Raw genomic sequence first — 18,450 nt, 5'->3', positions numbered from 1 at the left:
CCTCAGTAGCGGTCGCCTCGATAGCGGTCGCCTCGGTAGCCCCGGCCACCACCGGGCACGTGGCCGTAACCGCGACCGTCGTCGGGGCCGTCGTCGCGCCGGCGGACCGGCCGCTGGCCACGGGGGTCCGACTCGTCGCCCCGACGCGGCGGCTCCGCCCGGCCACCGCCGTAGACGCCACCGCCCGGCTGCCCGCCGCCACCGTAGACACCGCCACCGGGACGACCGCCGCCCTGGCGACCACCGCCACCGCCCTGGCGCCCGCCACCGCCCTGACGGCCACCGTCGCCGCCCTGACGGCCGCCACCCTGGCGACCACCGCCCTGGCGACCACCGCTACCACCATGGCGTCCACCGCCTCCCGGCGGCGGACCACCCGGGCCGGGCGGCCCGTCCACGGGCGGGCGACCGCCGCCGTAGACCCCGCCGCCGCCAGCAGCCGGACGGGCGCCACCGTAGACGCCACCGCCAGCCGGGCGGGCGGCACCGGGGCCCCCGCCGGCCGGCGCGGGACCGCCGCGCCCACCGGCCGGGCCGCCGTAGACCCCGGCCGCCGGCGCACCGCCGTAGACGCCGCCCCGGCCCCGGTCGCCCGGCGGAACGAAGCCGCCGTCCGCCGGCCCACGCCGGTCGTCGTCGAGGACGTCGTCGCGGTCGGCACCGTCGTCGTCGCGGGGCGGCGCCGGCTTGCGCCGGGACCGGAGGATGCCGAAGACACCCGCCGCCACCATCAGCGCGCCGATCACCCCCACGGCCGCGATCAGGTACGTGATGTCGCTCAGGCTCAGGCCGTCGACCCAGGACTGGCCGGCCTTCTTCGGCGCGCCGCCACCGCCCGCCACCGGCTTCGCGCCCTCCGAGGAGGGCGTGTAGCCGAGGATGTCGATCGGTGCGTCCTCGTCGAGCTGGCCGCCGTCGGAGACGGTCAGGAAGGTCTTGCCGTCGGGGCTGTAGGTGATCGCCTCACCGAACGGGTCGGCGAGCGCCGTCACCCGGGGTTTGCCGCCGGTCAGGGCCGCCACGAGGTTGCCGTCGGTCACGTCGTACTCGAAGGCGTCGGCGTAGGTGCGCACCACCACCCGGGAGCCGTCGGGGGACCGGGCCGCACCGGTGATCGCGACGCGGCCCGGGGCGCCGAGCCGGTTGTCCGTGTCCGTCTCCGGCAGGCTGATCTCGCCGACCTTCTTCATCGGTACGGCCGGGGTGTCCCCGCTCTTCATCTTCTCGGCGGGGGTGAAGATCTGGGCCTTGCCGGACATCACCTTGGTGATGATCAACGGGTTGCCGTCGTCGCCGATCAACAGCGCCTCGGCGTCGTGCGGCTTGCCCTCCGGGTAGGAGAGGCGGTGCAGCACCGGCCGCTTCGACCCGTTGACCGGCATGCTCCACAGCGCCACCCGCTCGCGACGCTCCCGGCTGGTGACGTTGTCACCGGTGTCGGCGATCCAGATCGTCGTGCCGTCCGGGGAAAGCGCCAGGTCCTCGGTGTCGAACGGCCCCTGACCCGAGTAGCGGACCGGCTCCTTCGCGATCCCGCACTTGGTGTCGAGGAAGAAGACCCGCTTGCGGCTCTCCACGTCGGTGCCGTCGTTGATCACGATGTAGCCGCTCTTGGTGGCCACCAGGCCCGACAGCTCCCGCAGCCGCTCGTCGGTGACCGTGCACCGCTTCTTGCCGGGAGCTGCCGCGAGCGGGGACGCGGCCGAGGCGGGCGCCGCCGCCAGGGCGACTCCGGTACACGCCACGGTCGCCCCCAGCAAGCCGAGGGCGACCGTGACCGAAGAAACAGCGCGGCGCATTGAATCAGTGTCGCATGCCGGGCGTTTCCGACGCGTGACGCCGGGAGGGCGTCACCGGGCGCCCGCGACCGCCTGGTCCTCGTCCGCCCGGAACGGCGCCAACTCGGCGGCGAGCGCCTCACCGACCCGCACGTGCACCAGGGTGCCCTCCGGCAGGTGGGAGGTGCTCAGCACCTCGCCCTGACGGTGCACCCGGGCCACCAGGTCGCCCCGGTCGTACGGCAGCACCGCGCGGACCTCCACGGCCGGGCGGGGCAGCCGTGCCTCGACGGCCTCGCGCAGCCCGTCGATCCCGCGTCCCGTGTGGGCGGAGACGAACACCGCGTCCGGCCAGAGCCGCTTGAGCCGCAGCAGCGTCTCCTCGTCGGCCGCGTCGGTCTTGTTGACCACCAGCAGCTCGGGCAGCCTGTCGGCGCCCACCTCGGCGAGCACCTCGTGGACCGCCCGGACCTGCTCCTCCGGGTCCGGGTGGGTGCCGTCGACGACGTGCACCACCAGGTCGGCCTCGGCGACCTCCTCCAGGGTCGAGCGGAACGCCTCGACGATCTGGTGGGGCAGGTGCCGGACGAATCCGACCGTGTCGGAGAGGGTGTAGAGCCGCCCGTCAGCCGTGGTGGCCTTGCGGGTGGTCGGGTCGAGGGTGGCGAAGAGGGCGTTCTCCACCAGCACACCCGCGCCGGTGAGCCGGTTGAGCAGGCTCGACTTGCCGGCGTTGGTGTAGCCGGCGATGGCCACGGCCGGCACGGCGTTGCGGGAACGCCGGGCGCGCTTGGTCTGGCGTACGGTCCGCATGCCCTTGATCTCCCGGCGCAGCCGGGCGATGCGGTGGCGGATCCGACGCCGGTCGGTCTCCAGCTTCGTCTCACCGGGACCGCGCAGACCCACGCCGCCGCCGGCGCCGCCGCCGCGACCGCTACCACCGGTCTGCCGCGAGAGGGTCTCACCCCAACCGCGCAGGCGCGGCAGCAGGTATTCGAGCTGGGCCAGCTCGACCTGCGCCTTGCCCTCCTTGCTCTTGGCGTGCTGGGCGAAGATGTCGAGGATCAGCGCGGTGCGGTCGACCACCTTGACCTTGGTGCGCTGCTCCAGGTTGCGCAGCTGGGACGGCGACAGCTCGCCGTCGCAGATCACCGTGTCGGCGCCGGTGGAGAGCACCACCGAGCCGAGGTCGTCGACCTTGCCCCGGCCGACGTAGGTGGCGGGGTCGGGGCGGGTGCGCCGCTGGATCAGCCCCTCGAGCACCTGCGAGCCGGCGGTCTCCGCCAGCGCGGCCAGCTCGGTGAGGGAATTTTCGGCGTCGCTCTGCGAGCCCTCGGTCCAGACGCCGACGAGCACCACGCGCTCCAGGCGCAGCTGGCGGTATTCGACCTCGGTGATGTCCGCGAGCTCGGTGGAGAGGCCGGGGACCCGCCGCAGCGCCTGCCGCTCCGACAGCTCGAACTCACCGGTGGTGGCGTCGAGCTCGTCGTCCTCGTAGGGAAGAAGGGTCTCCTGGTTGTGCAAGCCGGTCTCCTGTCCGTTCTGTCACGTACCGAGCAATCCTGACATGTGTCAACGCGGAACGCACCCGCTATATGCCCGCTCGAACGGGCCACAAAAGTGGGGGCGGATGCCGGAGGGGCCCGCCGGGGCGAGTAGAAATGCGGGGCAGCCGTTCAGCGTCGACGGAGGGACCCCGTGGCCATCACCCGACTTCCAAGTGCCGGATTCTCGATCACGATTCGGATCGCCGTGCCGGCGGACGCGTCCTCGATCGGCCGGCTGACCACCTCCGTGGGTGAGGCCGGGGCGATCGTCACCGCGCTCGACGTGGTGGACTCCGACCCGACCCACGTGCTCGTCGACCTGACCTGCGACACCGCCGACGCCAGCCACGCCGACCAGGTGGTCGACGCGTTGACGGCGCTGGACGGCGTGGACGTGCGCAAGGTGTCCGACCGGACCTTCCTCCTGCACCTCGGCGGCAAGATCGAGGTCAGCTCGAAGGTGGCGCTGCGCAACCGCGACGAGCTGTCCCGGGCGTACACCCCGGGGGTGGCGCGGGTCTGCATGGCGATCGCGGAGAACCCGGCCGACGCCCGCCGGCTGACCATCAAGCGCAACACCGTGGCCGTGGTCAGCGACGGCTCCGCCGTGCTGGGCCTGGGCAACCTCGGGCCGGCGGCGTCGCTGCCGGTGATGGAGGGCAAGGCGGCGCTGTTCAAGCGCTTCGGTGGGGTGGACGCCTGGCCGGTCGTGCTCGACACCCAGGACACCGACGAGATCGTGCAGATCGTCAAGGCCATCGCCCCGGCGTACGGCGGGATCAACCTGGAGGACATCGCCGCGCCGCGCTGCTTCGAGATCGAGGCGCGGCTGCGCGAGGCGCTGGACATCCCGGTCTTCCACGACGACCAGCACGGCACCGCGATCTGCGTGCTGGCCGCGCTCACCAACGCGCTGCGCGTCGTGGGCAAGCAGCTCGCGGACGTCCGGGTCGTGGTCTCCGGCGCGGGCGCGGCCGGCACCGCGATCATGAAGCTGCTGCTGCGCCAGGGCGTCGGCGACATCATCGCGTACGACCGGCAGGGCGCCCTGCACCGCGACCAGAGCGGGCTCAACCCGGCCTGGCAGTGGCTGGCCGAGAACACCAACAAGGAGAACTACTCCGGCGACCTGGCCGGGGCGGTACGCGGCGCGGACGTCTTCATCGGGGTGAGCGCGCCGAACCTGCTCACCGGCGACGACATCGCCACGATGGCCAAGGACTCCATCGTCTTCGCGCTGGCCAACCCGGACCCGGAGGTCGACCCGCGGGAGGCGCGCAAGCACGCCGCCGTGGTCGCCACCGGCCGCTCCGACCAGCCGAACCAGATCAACAACGTGCTCGCCTTCCCGGGTGTCTTCCGGGGCATGCTGGACGCGCACGCCGAGGAGTTCACCGAGGAGATGGCGATCGCGGCGGCCCGGGCCATCGCGGACGTGGTCGGCGAGGACAAGATCAACCCGACGGTGATCGTGCCCAGCGTCTTCGACTCCCGGGTCTCGCCGGCGGTCGCCGCAGCGGTCCGCGCCGCCGCCCAGAACCCGGCCCCCGCCCCGGCTGCCGACCCGGGCCCCGCCGACCTCCCCGAGATCGCCGCCGAAGCCAGCGCCACCCCCTGACCCCTGCCCCGCCCCGCCCCGCCCCGCCCCGCCCTGCCCCGCCCCGCCCCGCCCGGGACGATCATGGAGTTGTGGTGCCCCGCAAATGGGGTGCTGGAGGGCAATACGCCCACCACAACTGCATGATCGACGCGTCCCGGGGAAGGGTGCGGCCTGGGGAAGGGGAGGGTGCGCTTTGGGGAGGGGCGGAATCAGGGGGTTGTCAGGGTGGTGGGGTCGAGGGTGCCGGTGGCTACCAGGGTGGCCGGGCCGGCCAGCCAGCAGGAGTCGTCCGTCACCGTGACCGAGAGGCGTCCGCCGGGGACGTCCACCGCCAGCACGCCGGTGTCCCGGCCCGCGTCGCGCAGGGCCACCGCGGCCACCGCGCAGGCGCCCGTACCGCAGGAGAGGGTCTCGGCGGAGCCGCGCTCGTACACGCGCATGAGCACGTGGCCGTCGGTGTCGTCGACGGGCTCGCCGGGGGCCGTGAACTCCACGTTCACCCCGGCGGGGAAGACCGCCGGGTCGACGTCGGGGGCCCGGGTGAGGTCGAGCGCGGTCAGCTCCAGCCCCGCCGGCAGCGCGCAGACGAGGTGCGGGTTGCCCACGTCCACGGCCGTGCCGGGCAGGGTCAGTCCGCCGAGGGTGGCGGTCGCGGTGTCGTACAGCCGGGGGCGGCGCATCTCGACGGCGATGGCGTCGGCCGTGACCAGCGCGCGCACGACGCCGGCCCGGGTGGCCACTGGCAGCGCCCCTTCCGCCGGCTCGGCCAGCCCGGAGGCGACCAGGTAGCGGACGAAGACCCGGGCGCCGTTGCCGCACATCTCCGCGAACGACCCGTCGGCGTTCCAGTAGTCCATGAACCACTCGGCCTCGCCGGCCAGTCCGGCGCCCTCCGGATGCGCGCTTGCCCGGACCACCCGCAGCACGCCGTCGCCGCCGAGGCCGCGCCGCCGGTCGCAGAGGGCCGCGACCAGCCCCGGTGTCAGGTCGAGCCGGTTGTCCGGGTCGGGGAGGATGACGAAGTCGTTGCCGGTGCCGTGGCCCTTGGTGAACTGCACGCCATCCATCATCGCGCAGCGGCGGGGAGCAGGCGCAGGGCGGCCGGGACCAGCTCCGGGGCCGCCGAGTCCAGCCAGTGGATCCGCGGGTCGCGACGGAACCAGGACCGCTGCCGCCGGACGAAGCGCCTGGTGGCCCGGACGGTCTCGTCGTGCGCCTCGGCCTCGGTCAGCTCCCCGGCGAGGAAGCGCAGCACCTGCTGGTAGCCGAGGGCGCGGCTGGCCGTACGTCCCTCGGGCAGGCCGCGCCCCACCAGGTCCCGGGTCTCGGCGACCAGCCCGTCGGCCCACATCCGGTCCACCCGCAGGGCGATCCGCTCGTCCAGCAGCGCGGTGTCCAGGTCCACGCCGAGCTGCACCGAGGGGTAGTACGGGGTCGGTTCGGGCAGCGCGGCGGTGAACGGCGCCCCGGTCAGCTCGACGACCTCCAGGGCGCGCACGATCCGCCGGCCGTTGCCGGGCAGGATCCCCGCCGCGGCGGCCGGGTCGGCCTCGCGCAGCCGGGCGTACAGGGGGGCGGGGCCGGCCTCGGTCAGCTCCCGTTCCAGCCGCTCCCGCACCACCGGGTCGGTGCCGGGGAACTCGAAGCGCTCCAGCACCGCCCGCACGTAGAGGCCGGAGCCGCCGACCAGCAGCGGCACCCGGCCCCGGGCCAGGACGTCGTCGACGGCGGCGCGGGCCAGCCGCTGGTACTCGGCGACGCTCGCCGGCTCGGTGACGTCCCAGATGTCCAGCAGGTGGTGCGGCACCCCCTCGCGCTCGGCCGGGGTGAGCTTGGCGGTGCCCACGTCCATGCCCCGGTAGAGCTGCATCGAGTCGGCGTTGACCACCTCGCCGTCGAGGGCGTGCGCGAGGGCGATGCTCAGCGCCGACTTGCCGGCCGCCGTCGGCCCGACCACGGCCACGACCGTCCCGGCGGGCGGACGGGCGGTCACGCCGGCGCCCAGGAGGCGACGAGGTAGGCGACGCCGTACGGCGCCGAGTGGTGACGCAGCTCGCCGCGCCAGTCGCCGCCCGTCGCGCGGACCGCGCCGGCCAACACCTGCCAGGGCGCCCGCCCGGCGGCCCTCAGCTCCGCCGACAGGACCGGGTCCAGGTCGAGCAGGGCGTCGGCGTCCGCGTCGGCCAGGGCGCGGGCGACCCCGTCGTCGTACGCCTCGGCGCGCGGGTCGTCGTAGCCGGGCGACTTCGGGCCACGGCAGGCCGACCCGTCCCCCGTCACCAGCAGGGCGGTACGCGGCTCCGTCGCCGCGCCGAGCGCCGCCCCCAGCTCGGCACACTCCGCCGGGGAGGCGTCGGACGCGACGGAGCGGGCCAGCCGGGGCAGTTTGGTGCCGGAGCGGCCGACAAGCCACGCGCCGATGGTCAGGCTCAGCGGCAGCCGTTCGCCGCCGGCGCAGTTCACCTTCCACAGCCGCACGCTTCGGTCGAGGCCGTACCGCCGCAGGGAGCCGTGGTCGGCCGCGTTGAAGCGGGTGGTCTCCGGCCCGCCGCCGACCAGGACGATCACCTCGGGGCCGGCGGCGAGCAGCCCGGCGACGGCGGCGTCGCAGGCGGCGCGGAGCTCGTCCAGCTCGGGCGCGGCAGCACCGGCCAACTCGGGAACGATCAGCGGCGGGTGGGGGCAGACGGCAGCGGCGACCAGGGGCACCCGGCAACGGTATCGGCACGACGGCGCCCGGCGCCCCGCACCCGGGCTCTTCGGGCCGCCGCTGCCGCCCGGTCCTAGCCGGCGGGCCGCCTGCGTGGCCGGGGTCGCCACGCCGACGACGACACCCGCCCGTCCGGCACGTCGTACGCCGGATTCCGACACTCCTCCCAGGGAGCCTGTGCGCGGGCGCTAGGACACCGTATGGTCACGGTCGGCGATAGGCGCTCGACGGGAACGGGGTCGCACCTGTGACAATGCCGGGGGAAACTTTGCTGCGCCGTGGCGGCGATCGCGGGACTGCTCCCCGACGCCGGGAGAACGAGGATGGGCACATGAGCGACTGGACTGCCTTCGGACGGGTGGACGCGGACGGCACCGTGTACGTCAAGACCGCCGACGGCGAGCGGGTGGTCGGATCCTGGCAGGCGGGAGCGCCCGAGGAGGGGCTGGCCCACTTCGCCCGCCGCTTCGACGACCTGGTGACCGAGGTCAACCTGACGGAGGCCCGGCTCAACTCGGGTGCCGCCGACGCCGGCCATTCACTGACCACCATCCGGCGGATCCGCGCGTCGCTGGCCGAGGCGCACGTCGTCGGCGACATCGACGCGCTGGCCGCCCGGCTGGACCGGCTCGCCACGGTCGCCGAGGAGAAGGCCGGCGAGGCCAAGGCCGCGCGGGACGCCGCCCGCGGCGAGGCGCTCGCCCGCAAGCAGGCCCTCGTGGAGGAGGCGGAGAAGCTGGCCGCCGAGTCGACCGGCTGGAAGACCGCCGGGGACCGGCTCAAGGAGATCCTCGACGAGTGGAAGACCATCCGCGGGGTCGACAAGAAGGCCGACGGCGAGCTGTGGAAGCGGTTCGCCGCGGCGCGGGACGGCTTCACCCGCCGCCGGGGCGCCCACTTCGCCTCCCTTGACGCGCAGCGCAAGCAGGCGCAGACGGTCAAGGAGGAGCTGGTCGCCGAGGCCGAGAAGCTCAAGGACTCCACCGACTGGGCGGCCACCGCCAACCAGCTCAAGGACCTGATGAACCAGTGGAAGGCCGCTCCCCGGGCCTCCAAGGAGGCCGAGCAGAAGCTCTGGGAACGGTTCCGGGGCGCGCAGGACGAGTTCTTCACCCGGCGCAGCGAGGTCTTCTCCGCCCGCGACAACGAGCAGCGGGGCAACCTGGAGCGCAAGCAGGCGCTGCTCGCCGAGGCCGAGGCGCTGGACGTCGACGGCGACCCGAAGGGCGCGCAGGCCAAGCTGCGGGACATCCAGGCCCAGTGGCACGAGGCCGGCCGGGTGCCCCGCGAGGCGGCGGCCGGGCTGGAGCGCCGGCTGCGCGCGATCGACGAGAAGGTCCGCGAGGTGATGGACTCCGCGTGGCGGCGCACCACCAAGGAGGACAACCCCCTGCTCGCCCAGATGCGCGCGCAGGTCGCCGAGGCCGAGGAGCGGCTGGCCCGGGCCCAGGCGGCCGGGGACGCCCGGCGGGTCAAGGAGGCCGAGCAGGCGCTGGCCTCCAAGCGGCAGTTCCTCCAGCTCGCCGAGCAGGCCGGCTGAGCCGGACCGACCCACCCCGGCGCGCCCCGAGCCACCTCGGACCGAGCCACCACGGAAGCCCCCGATCCGCCACGGACCGGGGGCTTCCGCCTGTCCGCCCGCAGCCGCCCGGGCCGGGCACGCGACGGTTGACGCATCGAGGCTGGCTGATCACAATGAGCGGCGGAGCCAGGTCCGGCACCGGCGCGAGGGCACCGGCGGCGCACACCGCGTCGTCGGGGGACGCCGGTGGTACCGCGAGCGGCCGCATCCCCACGTGGCACGTCCCGTCGCGCCCTGTCCGCGTACTCCCTGAGGGAGCGTGACGGCCGTCGCCCGGTTTCCCGCCCGCGCCGCCGGTGGCGGCGGCGGGCAGTTCGAAGTGGAGCTCGCATGCACCGACGCAGCGCCCTCGGCGGCGCGATCACCGCGCTCGCCACCGCCGCGGCCGGCGTCCTCGTCGCCGCCGCCGTCAGCACCGCCCCGGCCGTCGCCGCCCCCGCCGGCACCGGGACCGGCTATCTGCACACCAACGGCAACAAGATCGTCGACAGCACCGGCGCGACGGTACGCATCACCGGCATCAACTGGTTCGGCATGGAGACCGACAACAAGACCTTCCACGGGTTGTGGTCCACGAACCCGTGGCGGGGACAGATCGACAAGATGGCCAGCCTCGGCTACAACACGCTGCGCGTGCCGTACTCGAACGACGCGCTGAAGCCGGGCGCCACGGCCAGCGGCATCAACGACTTCGTCAACCCGGACCTGGTCGGGCTCTCCCCGTTGCAGATCCTCGACAAGGTGATCAACTACGCCGGCGGCAAGGGGATGCGGGTCATCCTCGACCGGCACCGGCCGACCTCCGCCGGCCAGTCCGCGCTCTGGTACACCCCGACGGTCTCCGAGGCGACCTGGATCAACGACTGGAAGATGCTCGCCCAGCGGTACGCCGGCAACACCACGGTGATCGGGGCGGACCTGCACAACGAGCCGCACGCCGAGGGGACCAACCCGGCGGCCACCGGCGCGTGCTGGGGCTGCGGCGATCCGGCGCGGGACTGGCGGCTGGCCGCCGAGCGGGCCGGCAACGCGATCCTGTCGGTGCAGCCGAACTGGCTGATCTTCGTGGAGGGCGTGAGCTGCCCCAGCGGCGGCCTCTCCAACGTCTGGGACAACGATCCGAGCAACGACGAGGACTGCGGCTGGTGGGGCGGCAACCTGACCAAGGCCAAGGACTTCCCGGTCCGGCTCGACGTGCCGAACCGGCTGGTCTACTCGCCGCACGAGTACGCCACCTCGGTCTTCGAGCAGAACTGGTTCAAGTCCCCCGACTTCCCGGCGAACCTGCCGGGCATCTGGGACAAGTACTGGGGTTACCTCTACAAGCAGAACATCGCGCCGATCATGATGGGCGAGTTCGGCAGCACCCTGGCCGATCCGCGGGACAGGGTGTGGCTGGAGAAGCTGATGGCCTACACCGGCACCGGGGTCGACGGGATGTCCTTCACCTACTGGTCGTGGAACCCGAACTCCGGTGACACCGGGGGCATCGCGCTCGACGACTGGACGAACATCAACACCACCAAGCAGGCCATCCTCCAGCCGTACCTGATCGCGCCGGTGGGCGGCGGGGGCGGCCCCACCGGCACGCCGACGGCCACCCCGACCTCGTCGCCGCCTCCGCCGACCGGGGGCTGCACGGGCGCGTACCGGCAGGTCAACGCGTGGCAGGGCGGCTTCCAGGGGGAGCTGACGGTGACGAACACCGGCACCGAGACGGTCAACCCGTGGCAGGTCACCTGGGCCTGGCCGGCCGGGGTGAGCCTGGCCAGCGGCTGGAACGCCACGGTGACCCAGTCCGGCACCACGGTGACCGCGGCGGCGCCGACCTGGGCGGGCGCGCTGGCGCCGGGCGCCTCGGTGACGGTCGGCTTCACCGCCAACGGCCCGTCCGCCGCGCCGGGCGCGGTGAAGCTCAACGGCGTCGCCTGCTGATCCGTCTCCGACCGCCGCCGGATCCAGGTGTGACCGGCTGAGCGCACCGGCCGGGGCCTGCGCGCGCAGGCCCCGGCCGGTCGCGGGTCAGTGCGCGGCGCAGCCGGTCGTCGGCGCGGGCGCCGCGGCCGGCGCGCCGATCGTGGGCAGCCCGAGCAGCACCCCCGGCGTACGCGGCGCGCGCCCCGCCTCGGCCGCGTCGCCGGCCCGGGTGCGCCGGTGCGACAGCGGCTCGCCGTCGGCGTTGAGGTGGTGTGGTGCGGCGTAGGTGATGGTGGTGTGCACGACGTCGCCGGGGCGGATCCGCCCGGCGAGGGAACCGGCGTCGCCCTGCTGGCCGGTCGCGCCGGTGGCGAAGTGGACCAGGCGGCCGTCGCGGGCGCGGCCGGACATCCGACCCGTGCGCTCGTCCTTGCGCCCCTCGCCGACGGCGACCAGCACCTCGACGGTCTCCCCCACCAGCTTCTTGTTCTCCGCCCAGGTGATCTCCTCCACGCAGGCGATCAGCCGCTCGTAGCGCTCCTGCACGACCTGCTTGGGCAGCTGGCCGTCCATGGTGGCGGCCGGGGTGCCGGGGCGCTTGGAGTACTGGAAGGTGAACGCCGAGGAGAACCGGGCCTCGCGCACCACGTCGAGGGTGCGCTCGAAGTCGGCGTCGGTCTCGCCGGGGAAGCCGACGATGATGTCGGTGGTGATCGCCGCGTCCGGCATCGCCGCCCGGACCTTCTCGATGATGCCCAGGTAGCGGTCGGACCGGTACGAGCGGCGCATCGCGCGCAGCACGTCGTCGGAGCCGGACTGGAGCGGCATGTGCAGCGAGTGGCAGACGTTTGGCGTCTCGGCCATCGCGGCGATCACGTCGTCGGTGAAGTCCTTCGGGTGCGGGCTGGTGAACCGGACCCGCTCCAGCCCGTCGATGTCGCCGCAGGCCCGCAGCAGCTTGCCGAAGGCGAGCCGGTCGCCGAACTCGACGCCGTAGGAGTTGACGTTCTGCCCGAGCAGGGTCACCTCCAGCACGCCCTCGTCGACCAGGGCGCGGACCTCGGAGAGGATGTCGCCGGGGCGGCGGTCCTTCTCCTTGCCCCGCAGAGAGGGCACGATGCAGAACGTGCAGGTGTTGTTGCAGCCGACGGAGATCGACACCCAGCCCGCGTACGTGGACTCGCGCCGGGTGGGCAGCGTCGAGGGGAAGACGTCGAGGGACTCGAGGATCTCCACCTCGGCCGCCGTGTTGTGCCGGGCCCGCTCCAGCAGCACCGGCAGCGACCCGATGTTGTGCGTGCCGAACACCACGTCGACCCAGGGCGCCTTGCGGACGATCTCGCCCCGGTCCTTCTGGGCCAGGCAGCCGCCCACGGCGATCTGCATCCCCGGGTGCCTGGCCTTGACGGGGCGCAGGTGACCGAGGTTGCCGTAGAGCCGGTTGTCGGCGTTCTCCCGGACGGCGCAGGTGTTGAACACCACCACGTCCGGGTCGTCGTCGGCTTCGGCGGCGCGCACGTAGCCCGCCTGCTCCAGCAGGCCGGAGATGCGCTCGGAGTCGTGCACGTTCATCTGGCAGCCGTAGGTGCGCACCTGATAGGTGCGCGGGCTGCTCGCCGCTGCGGTAGTCATGACCCGGACAGCGTATCCGGGCCCACCGACCGGAATTAACGAGGAGGAGCCGTGTGCCGGAGCATCAAGACCCTTCGTGAGCCGTACGTCGCCGAGGTGACCCCGGGCGACGTCGACGCGGCGGCGTTGCAGTACGTCCGCAAGATCTCGGGTTTCCGCAAGCCCGCCGCCCACAACGCCGCGGCCTTCGACGCGGCGGTCGCCGCCGTCGCCGCGGCCACCGCGACCCTGCTCGCCGAGCTGGAGGTACGCGGCGGCCGCTCCACCAGCCCGGCGAGCTGATCCCGCCGCCGGGCCGGGACGGGGGCCTCACCCCCGCCGGCCCGGCTTTCGGGCTGCCTCCGCCGGCCCGGCTTTCGGGCTGCCTCCGCCGCGCCGGCACGGGGGCCGGCGGCGGGTGCGCGCGTCAGGCGGCGGCGAGCGCCGGGAGCACCGAGTCCGGCGCCCAGCGCGAGCGGTGGCACTGCGACCAGCCGCGACAGCGGGGGTCGGCGTCGGTGCACAGCCGCTGGTCGGCGAGCACCTCGCCGTCGTCGGTCTCCCGGACGTCGAAGTGCACCGGCCGGATCGTGCTGTCGGGCGCGACGAGCAGGTGCCGCCCGGCGTCCAGCGTGTCGTCGCGCAGCAGGCAGTTGCGGTCCAGCAGCCGCGCCAGCGCGGCGATGCTGCCGTGCTCGGAGAGCCCTTCGGGCACCCCGTAGCAGTCCACGATCGTGGCGAACTCCCCTGGCGCCTGCCAGACGTCGCAGATCACCGCGTACGTCGGCAGGCGGGCGGGGTCCGCCGCCGCCAGGGGCATCACCACCCGGCCGAGCGCCTCGGCCAGTGCCGGGTAGACCTCCACCGGCCGCACCTGCTCGATTCTCCAGTTCCACAGCTCGGTCATGCCGCCTCCTCGCTGTGCTCGTCCCACCGGCCTCCGGATCGGGCCTTACTGACGATGGTGGGGTGCATATGACCTCAGCCGGGGGCAAGTTACCGGTCTGTGACCATTCCGGGCAAAATTTCCCCGAGCGCCATTGCTCCGAGTAGCGGAAAGGTGACAGTTTATCGGGTACCGTGGCCCGATCCGGACGCCACACGCCGGGCGGCCCGCCCTCAGCGCACGACGACGCGGTGCTCCCCCGGCGGCAGCAGCTCGCCGATCACGGTGGCGCCCGGCAGTTCGCCGGCGACCAGCAGCCCGCCCGAGGTCTGCGCGTCGGCCAGCAGCAGCCGCTCCTCCTCGCCGACACCGCCGAAGTCGGTCCACGGGGTGACCCAGTCCAGGTTGCGCCGGCTGCCGCCGCTGACGTGCCCGTCGCGTACCGCCTCCCGGGCGCCGGCCAGGTAGGGCACCCGGGCGGCGTCGATCGCCACCGTCAGGCGGCTCGCCCGGGCCAGCTTGGACGCGTGCCCGAGCAGACCGAAGCCGGTCACGTCGGTGCCGCAGCGGACCCCGGCCGCCAGCGCGGCCCGCGCCGCGTCGCGGTTGAGGGTGGTCATCGCGGCGACCGCCTCGGGGAAGCTCTCGCCGGTGGCCTTGTGCCGGGTGTTGAGCACCCCGACGCCGAGCGACTTGGTCAGCGACAGCGGCAGCCCCGCCCGGCCGGCGTCCAGGGTGATCAGCTCCTCCGGCCGGACCACGCCGGTGACGGCCAGCCCGTACTTGGGGCCCTCGTCGTCGACGCTGTGCCCGCCGGCGAGGTGGCAGCCGGCGTCGCGGGCCACGTCCTGCCCGCCGCGCAGCACCTCCCGGGCCAGCTCCAGCGGCAGCACGTCGCGCGGCCAGCAGAGCAGGTTGAGCGCGACGAGGGGGGTGCCGCCCATGGCGTACACGTCGGAGAGGGCGTTCGTCGCGGCGATGCGCCCCCAGTCGTACGCGTCGTCGACGACCGGGGTGAAGAAGTCGGCAGTGGTGACCAGGCCGGTGCGCTCGTCGAGCCGGACCACCGCGGCGTCGTCGCCGTGATCGAGCCCGACGAGCAGCTCGGCGGTGCCGGTGGCCGGGCCGAGCCCGGCAACCATGGTCTCCAGCTCCCCCGGGGGGATCTTGCACGCGCAGCCGCCGCCCCGGGCGTACCGGGTGAGCCGTACCGGTTCGGTCATCCCCACATGATCGCCGAACCGCTCCACGCGATGGCAACCGGCGGGCCCGGATCGCGGTCAAAATCGGACTCTTGACCCCGTTCTGAACTGGTGTTATCGCTCCGTGACCAACTGAGTTGCGTCCCGCCACATCCCCCCGCCTACAGTTGCCCAACCGGGGGTCACCCGACCCCGCGCGACGACAGGGACGGTGAACGACGTGACGACGGGCGAACCGCTCATCGTGCTGGACTCGGTCAACAAGTGGTTCGGGCCGCTGCACGTGCTGGACGACGTCTCGCTGTCGGTCGGGCGCGGCGAGGTGGTCGTGGTGATCGGCCCGTCGGGCTCCGGCAAGTCGACGCTGTGCCGCACCATCAACCGCCTCGAACCGATCAACTCCGGCACGATCACCTTCGACGGGCAGCCGCTGCCGGCCGAGGGCAAGGCGCTGGCGAAGCTGCGCAGCGAGGTCGGCATGGTGTTCCAGTCGTTCAACCTCTTCGCGCACAAGACGATCCTCGAGAACGTCACGCTCGGGCCGGTCAAGGTCCGCAAGGAGAAGCCGGCGGCGGCGCGCGAGCGCGGCCTGGCCCTGCTGGACCGGGTCGGTATCGCCAACCAGGCCGACAAGTTCCCGGCCCAGCTCTCCGGCGGCCAGCAGCAGCGGGTGGCGATCGCCCGGGCGCTGGCCATGCAGCCCAAGGCGATGCTCTTCGACGAGCCGACCAGCGCGCTGGACCCGGAGATGGTCGGCGAGGTGCTGGACGTGATGACGTCGCTGGCCAGCGAGGGCATGACCATGGTCGTGGTGACCCACGAGATGGGCTTCGCCCGGCACGCGGCGAACCGCGTCATCTTCATGGCCGACGGCCAGCTGGTCGAGGACGCGCCGCCGGCCGAGTTCTTCGCCAACCCGCGCAGCGAGCGCGCCAAGGACTTCCTGTCCAAGATCCTCACGCACTAGGCGTCCGTACCTGGAGCGCGCCGTCCCCCGGCGGGTTCCGTCGAAGAAGGAGAAGTGTATGCGTATCACGCGCGTAGCGGCGCTCGCGGCGGCCGCCACCCTGGCGCTCGGCATGACCGCCTGCGGTGGCGACGACGCCGACGAGGGCACCGGCGCCGGCAGCAAGTCCTTCGCCGCCGGCAGCACGATGGAGCGCCTCAACAAGGCCCAGGCCATCAAGATCGGCACGAAGTTCGACCAGCCCGGCTTCGGCCAGAAGGGCCTGTCCGGCAAGCCGGAGGGCTTCGACGTCGAGGTCGCGAAGATCATCGTCAAGGAGCTGGGCATCCCCGAGGACAAGATCGAGTGGGTCGAGGCCCCCTCGAAGGTCCGCGAGGACGTGATCGTGAACGGCACCGTCGACCTGGTCGCCGCCACCTACACGATCAACGACAAGCGCAAGGAGCGCATCGCGTTCGCCGGGCCCTACTACGAGGCCGGCCAGAACATCATGGTGAAGAAGGACGAGGCCGCCATCACCGGGCCGGACTCGTTCAAGGACGGCGCCAAGAAGGTCTGCTCCGTCACCGGCTCCACGCCGGCCGAGGAGATCAAGAAGTACGTCAAGGACGTCGCCACCCAGCTGGTGCTCTTCGACACCTACGACAAGTGCCGCGACGCCCTCAAGGGCGGCCAGGTCGACGCCGTCACCACGGACAACGTGATCCTGCTCGGCTACATCGCCAAGGACGAGGCGTCCTTCAAGCTGGCCGGCGAGAACTTCACCAAGGAGCCGTACGGCCTCGGGGTGAAGAAGGAGGACACCGACTTCCGCAACTTCGTCAACGACACGCTGGAGAAGGCGTTCGCCGACGGCAGCTGGAAGAAGGCCTGGGACGACACCGCCGGCAAGTTCGGCGCCGAGCTCGGCAGCGCGCCGACCGTCAACCGCTACTGAGCTGATCCGTTGATCTGGAGGGTGGGGAGGAAGACCGGCCCGTGAGTGTGCTCATCGACAAGTTCGACGTCTTCGCGGGTGGTTTCTGGCTCACCCTCCAGATCTGCGTACTCGCCGCGATCGGCGCCCTGATCCTGGGCGCCGTCCTGGCGGTGCTGCGGATCTCCCCGGTGCCGCCGCTGCGGGCGGTCGGCACCGGCTACGTGAACGTGTTCCGCAACATGCCGCTGACCGTGGTGATGTTCTTCGCCGCGTTCGGCCTGCCGGCGCTCGGCTCCAACGCCGACTTCCTGCGCATCCCCGGCCTCGACGCGGTGTTCAGCCGCCTCGACACCGATCTGCCGTACTTCCGCTTCGCGCTGATCGCGCTGGTGCTCTACACCGCGGCGTTCGTCTGCGAGGCGCTGCGCTCCGGCGTGAACGCCGTACCCGCCGGCCAGGCGGAGGCCGCCCGGTCGCTGGGCCTCACCTTCGGCCAGAATCTGCGGTACGTGGTGCTGCCGCAGTCCTGGAAGGCCTCGGTGGTGCCGCTCGGCTCGGTGATCATCGCGATGATCAAGAACTCGGCGCTCGTCGGCTTCTTCGGCGTGGTCGGCGACCTCTCGCAGACCGCCGACCAGCTCACCTCGGCCGAGGGCTACGCCTTCGTCCCCGTCGCCATCGGCATCTCGATCGGATATCTGATCATGACCGTCCCCCTCGGCGCGCTCCTCGACCGGATCGAGAAGCGGCAGGCGGTGGCCCGATGAGCCAGCAGAGCGTCCTCTACGACGTCCCCGGCCCCCGGCAGCGCCGGCTCACGCTGATCGGCAGCGTGGTGGCGACGGTGCTGCTGCTCGCCGCCGCGTACCTCCTGGTCTACCGTCCGCTGGACGACAAGGGCCAGTTCTCGATGGAGCTCTGGGGGCCGCTGATCGACCCCTCCAACGAGAACTTCTCGCTGGTGTGGGACCGGATCGGCCTCGGCTTCAAGAACACGCTGACCGCCGCCGCCCTCGCGATCGTCTCCTCGCTGGTGGTCGGCACCCTGCTCGCGGTGCTGCGGATCCAGCTCAAGAGCCTGACCCAGCGCCGCTTCACCGGGCTCGCCACGCCGGTGGCGTACCTGCTGCGCGGGCTGAGCACGCTGCTGTCGGCGGTCACCCGCGTCTGCGTCGAGGTGTTCCGGGGCCTGCCCGTGGTCATCACGATCTTCTTCGTGGCCCGCGGCTTCCCCGAGTTCGGCGTCTCGTTCGACACGCTGTGGTACCTGGTCATCGGCCTGACCATCTACAACTCGGTGGTGATCGCCGAGATCCTCCGCTCCGGCATGGAGGGCCTGCCCGGCGGGCAGGCCGAGGCGGCTGCCGCGATCGGGCTCTCCCCGGCGCAGACCACCCGGATGATCCTGCTGCCGCAGGCGTTCCGGATCATGCTGCCGGCGCTGATCAGCCAGCTCGTCGTGGTGCTCAAGGACACCTCGCTGGGCTTCATCATCAGCTACGAGGAGACCCTGAACATCGGCAAGCAGATCATCGGCGTGCTGGACAACCCGATCCAGGTCTACGTGGTGATCGCGGTCATGTTCATCGTGGTGAACTACGCGCTGTCGAAGCTGGCCCAGTACGTGCAGCACCGGCTCTCCCGGGGCCGCAAGACCGCCGGCACCCCGGCCCAGAAGCCGCCCCCGGCCGCGCTCACCGCGCAGGCGGAGGGCACCGGCGGCGCCTGACC

General features: G+C 72.8%; 16 protein-coding genes. 8 read left to right on the top strand and 8 right to left on the bottom strand.

Going from position 1 to position 18,450, the window contains the following annotated elements:
* Positions 1 to 2 precede the first annotated feature (2 nt).
* Both ACN27A_RS30005 and hflX read right to left on the bottom strand, forming a co-directional pair.
* Positions 3 to 1,799: a hypothetical protein gene (locus ACN27A_RS30005; RefSeq protein ID WP_421457870.1), complete on the bottom strand. Its 1,797-nt coding sequence runs from the start codon at positions 1,797 to 1,799 to the stop codon at positions 3 to 5.
* A 51-nt stretch (positions 1,800 to 1,850) separates the two neighbouring features.
* Positions 1,851 to 3,302 (bottom strand): GTPase HflX, encoded by a 1,452-nt coding sequence (hflX, locus tag ACN27A_RS30000; protein WP_421457869.1) that lies wholly within the window; start codon positions 3,300 to 3,302, stop codon positions 1,851 to 1,853.
* A gap of 174 nt (positions 3,303 to 3,476) precedes the next feature.
* Between hflX and ACN27A_RS29995 the strand changes: the two genes are divergently transcribed.
* Positions 3,477 to 4,943, top strand: coding sequence for an NAD-dependent malic enzyme (locus ACN27A_RS29995; RefSeq protein ID WP_421457868.1), 1,467 nt, complete (start codon positions 3,477 to 3,479; stop codon positions 4,941 to 4,943).
* Between the two features lie 191 nt (positions 4,944 to 5,134).
* Here the strand turns inward: ACN27A_RS29995 and dapF are convergent, their stop codons facing one another.
* From dapF to ACN27A_RS29980, 3 genes are read right to left on the bottom strand one after another with little or no spacing between them, the layout of a single operon-like run.
* Positions 5,135 to 5,983 carry a diaminopimelate epimerase gene (gene dapF, locus ACN27A_RS29990; protein ID WP_421457867.1) on the bottom strand — a complete coding sequence of 283 codons (849 nt, stop codon included), beginning with the start codon at positions 5,981 to 5,983 and terminating at the stop codon, positions 5,135 to 5,137.
* Positions 5,984 to 5,991: 8 nt separating this feature from the next.
* Complete coding sequence (gene miaA / locus ACN27A_RS29985; protein ID WP_421458666.1) at positions 5,992 to 6,930, bottom strand: tRNA (adenosine(37)-N6)-dimethylallyltransferase MiaA; 939 nt, start codon at positions 6,928 to 6,930, stop codon at positions 5,992 to 5,994.
* Positions 6,915 to 7,634, bottom strand: coding sequence for a hypothetical protein (locus tag ACN27A_RS29980; protein ID WP_421457866.1), 720 nt, complete (start codon positions 7,632 to 7,634; stop codon positions 6,915 to 6,917). Before ACN27A_RS29980 ends, miaA begins: the two co-directional genes overlap by 16 nt.
* A 332-nt stretch (positions 7,635 to 7,966) precedes the next feature.
* Here ACN27A_RS29980 and ACN27A_RS29975 point away from each other — a divergent pair, with 332 nt between their 5' ends.
* Positions 7,967 to 9,175 (top strand): DUF349 domain-containing protein, encoded by a 1,209-nt coding sequence (locus tag ACN27A_RS29975; protein ID WP_421457865.1) that lies wholly within the window; start codon positions 7,967 to 7,969, stop codon positions 9,173 to 9,175.
* A 372-nt stretch (positions 9,176 to 9,547) separates the two neighbouring features.
* Entirely contained in the window at positions 9,548 to 11,152 is a 1,605-nt protein-coding gene (locus tag ACN27A_RS29970) for a cellulase family glycosylhydrolase (RefSeq protein WP_421457864.1), read from the top strand.
* An 87-nt stretch (positions 11,153 to 11,239) separates the two neighbouring features.
* On the opposite strand, the gene miaB is transcribed toward ACN27A_RS29970, so the two are convergent.
* Entirely contained in the window at positions 11,240 to 12,766 is a 1,527-nt protein-coding gene (gene miaB, locus ACN27A_RS29965; protein ID WP_421457863.1) for a tRNA (N6-isopentenyl adenosine(37)-C2)-methylthiotransferase MiaB, read from the bottom strand.
* A gap of 51 nt (positions 12,767 to 12,817) precedes the next feature.
* Here miaB and ACN27A_RS29960 point away from each other — a divergent pair, with 51 nt between their 5' ends.
* The gene (locus tag ACN27A_RS29960) at positions 12,818 to 13,048 is read left to right on the top strand and encodes a DUF2277 family protein (RefSeq protein ID WP_151453952.1); all 231 of its coding nucleotides are present in this window, start codon (positions 12,818 to 12,820) and stop codon (positions 13,046 to 13,048) included.
* A 124-nt stretch (positions 13,049 to 13,172) separates the two neighbouring features.
* Here the strand turns inward: ACN27A_RS29960 and ACN27A_RS29955 are convergent, their stop codons facing one another.
* Positions 13,173 to 13,652, bottom strand: a complete 480-nt coding sequence (locus ACN27A_RS29955; RefSeq protein ID WP_421457862.1) for a hypothetical protein — start codon at positions 13,650 to 13,652, stop codon at positions 13,173 to 13,175.
* Positions 13,653 to 13,864: 212 nt separating this feature from the next.
* Entirely contained in the window at positions 13,865 to 14,860 is a 996-nt protein-coding gene (selD, locus tag ACN27A_RS29950) for a selenide, water dikinase SelD (RefSeq protein WP_421458664.1), read from the bottom strand.
* Positions 14,861 to 15,044: 184 nt separating this feature from the next.
* On the opposite strand from selD, the gene ACN27A_RS29945 reads away from it, so the two are divergent.
* From ACN27A_RS29945 to ACN27A_RS29930, 4 genes are read left to right on the top strand one after another with little or no spacing between them, the layout of a single operon-like run.
* Positions 15,045 to 15,800 (top strand): amino acid ABC transporter ATP-binding protein, encoded by a 756-nt coding sequence (locus ACN27A_RS29945; RefSeq protein ID WP_089001428.1) that lies wholly within the window; start codon positions 15,045 to 15,047, stop codon positions 15,798 to 15,800.
* 58 nt (positions 15,801 to 15,858) lie between these two features.
* Positions 15,859 to 16,737: a glutamate ABC transporter substrate-binding protein gene (locus ACN27A_RS29940; RefSeq protein ID WP_421457861.1), complete on the top strand. Its 879-nt coding sequence runs from the start codon at positions 15,859 to 15,861 to the stop codon at positions 16,735 to 16,737.
* Positions 16,738 to 16,778: 41 nt separating this feature from the next.
* On the top strand, positions 16,779 to 17,486 hold the full coding sequence (locus ACN27A_RS29935) for an amino acid ABC transporter permease (protein ID WP_421457860.1): 708 nt from the start codon (positions 16,779 to 16,781) through the stop codon (positions 17,484 to 17,486).
* Positions 17,483 to 18,448: an amino acid ABC transporter permease gene (locus ACN27A_RS29930; RefSeq protein WP_421457859.1), complete on the top strand. Its 966-nt coding sequence runs from the start codon at positions 17,483 to 17,485 to the stop codon at positions 18,446 to 18,448. Before ACN27A_RS29935 ends, ACN27A_RS29930 begins: the two co-directional genes overlap by 4 nt.
* Positions 18,449 to 18,450: the final 2 nt, after the last annotated feature.

The organism is Micromonospora sp. WMMD737, from assembly GCF_049179055.1.
Classification (GTDB): Bacteria; Actinomycetota; Actinomycetes; order Mycobacteriales; family Micromonosporaceae; genus Micromonospora; species Micromonospora reichwaldensis.
The sequence above is the reverse complement of the archived record's forward strand: the minus strand, read 5'-3'. Positions and strand labels throughout refer to the sequence as shown.

Bases quoted from the DNA above. Each gene is read 5' to 3' on its own strand.
- ACN27A_RS29940 (WP_421457861.1), top strand. From the start codon at position 15,859: ATGCGTATCACGCGCGTAGCGGCGCTCGCGGCGGCCGCCACCCTGGCG.
- ACN27A_RS30005 (WP_421457870.1), bottom strand. From the start codon at position 1,799: ATGCGCCGCGCTGTTTCTTCGGTCACGGTCGCCCTCGGCTTGCTGGGG.
- ACN27A_RS29970 (WP_421457864.1), top strand. From the start codon at position 9,548: ATGCACCGACGCAGCGCCCTCGGCGGCGCGATCACCGCGCTCGCCACC.
- ACN27A_RS29955 (WP_421457862.1), bottom strand. From the start codon at position 13,652: ATGACCGAGCTGTGGAACTGGAGAATCGAGCAGGTGCGGCCGGTGGAG.
- ACN27A_RS29930 (WP_421457859.1), top strand. From the start codon at position 17,483: ATGAGCCAGCAGAGCGTCCTCTACGACGTCCCCGGCCCCCGGCAGCGC.
- miaB (WP_421457863.1), bottom strand. From the start codon at position 12,766: ATGACTACCGCAGCGGCGAGCAGCCCGCGCACCTATCAGGTGCGCACC.
- ACN27A_RS29975 (WP_421457865.1), top strand. From the start codon at position 7,967: ATGAGCGACTGGACTGCCTTCGGACGGGTGGACGCGGACGGCACCGTG.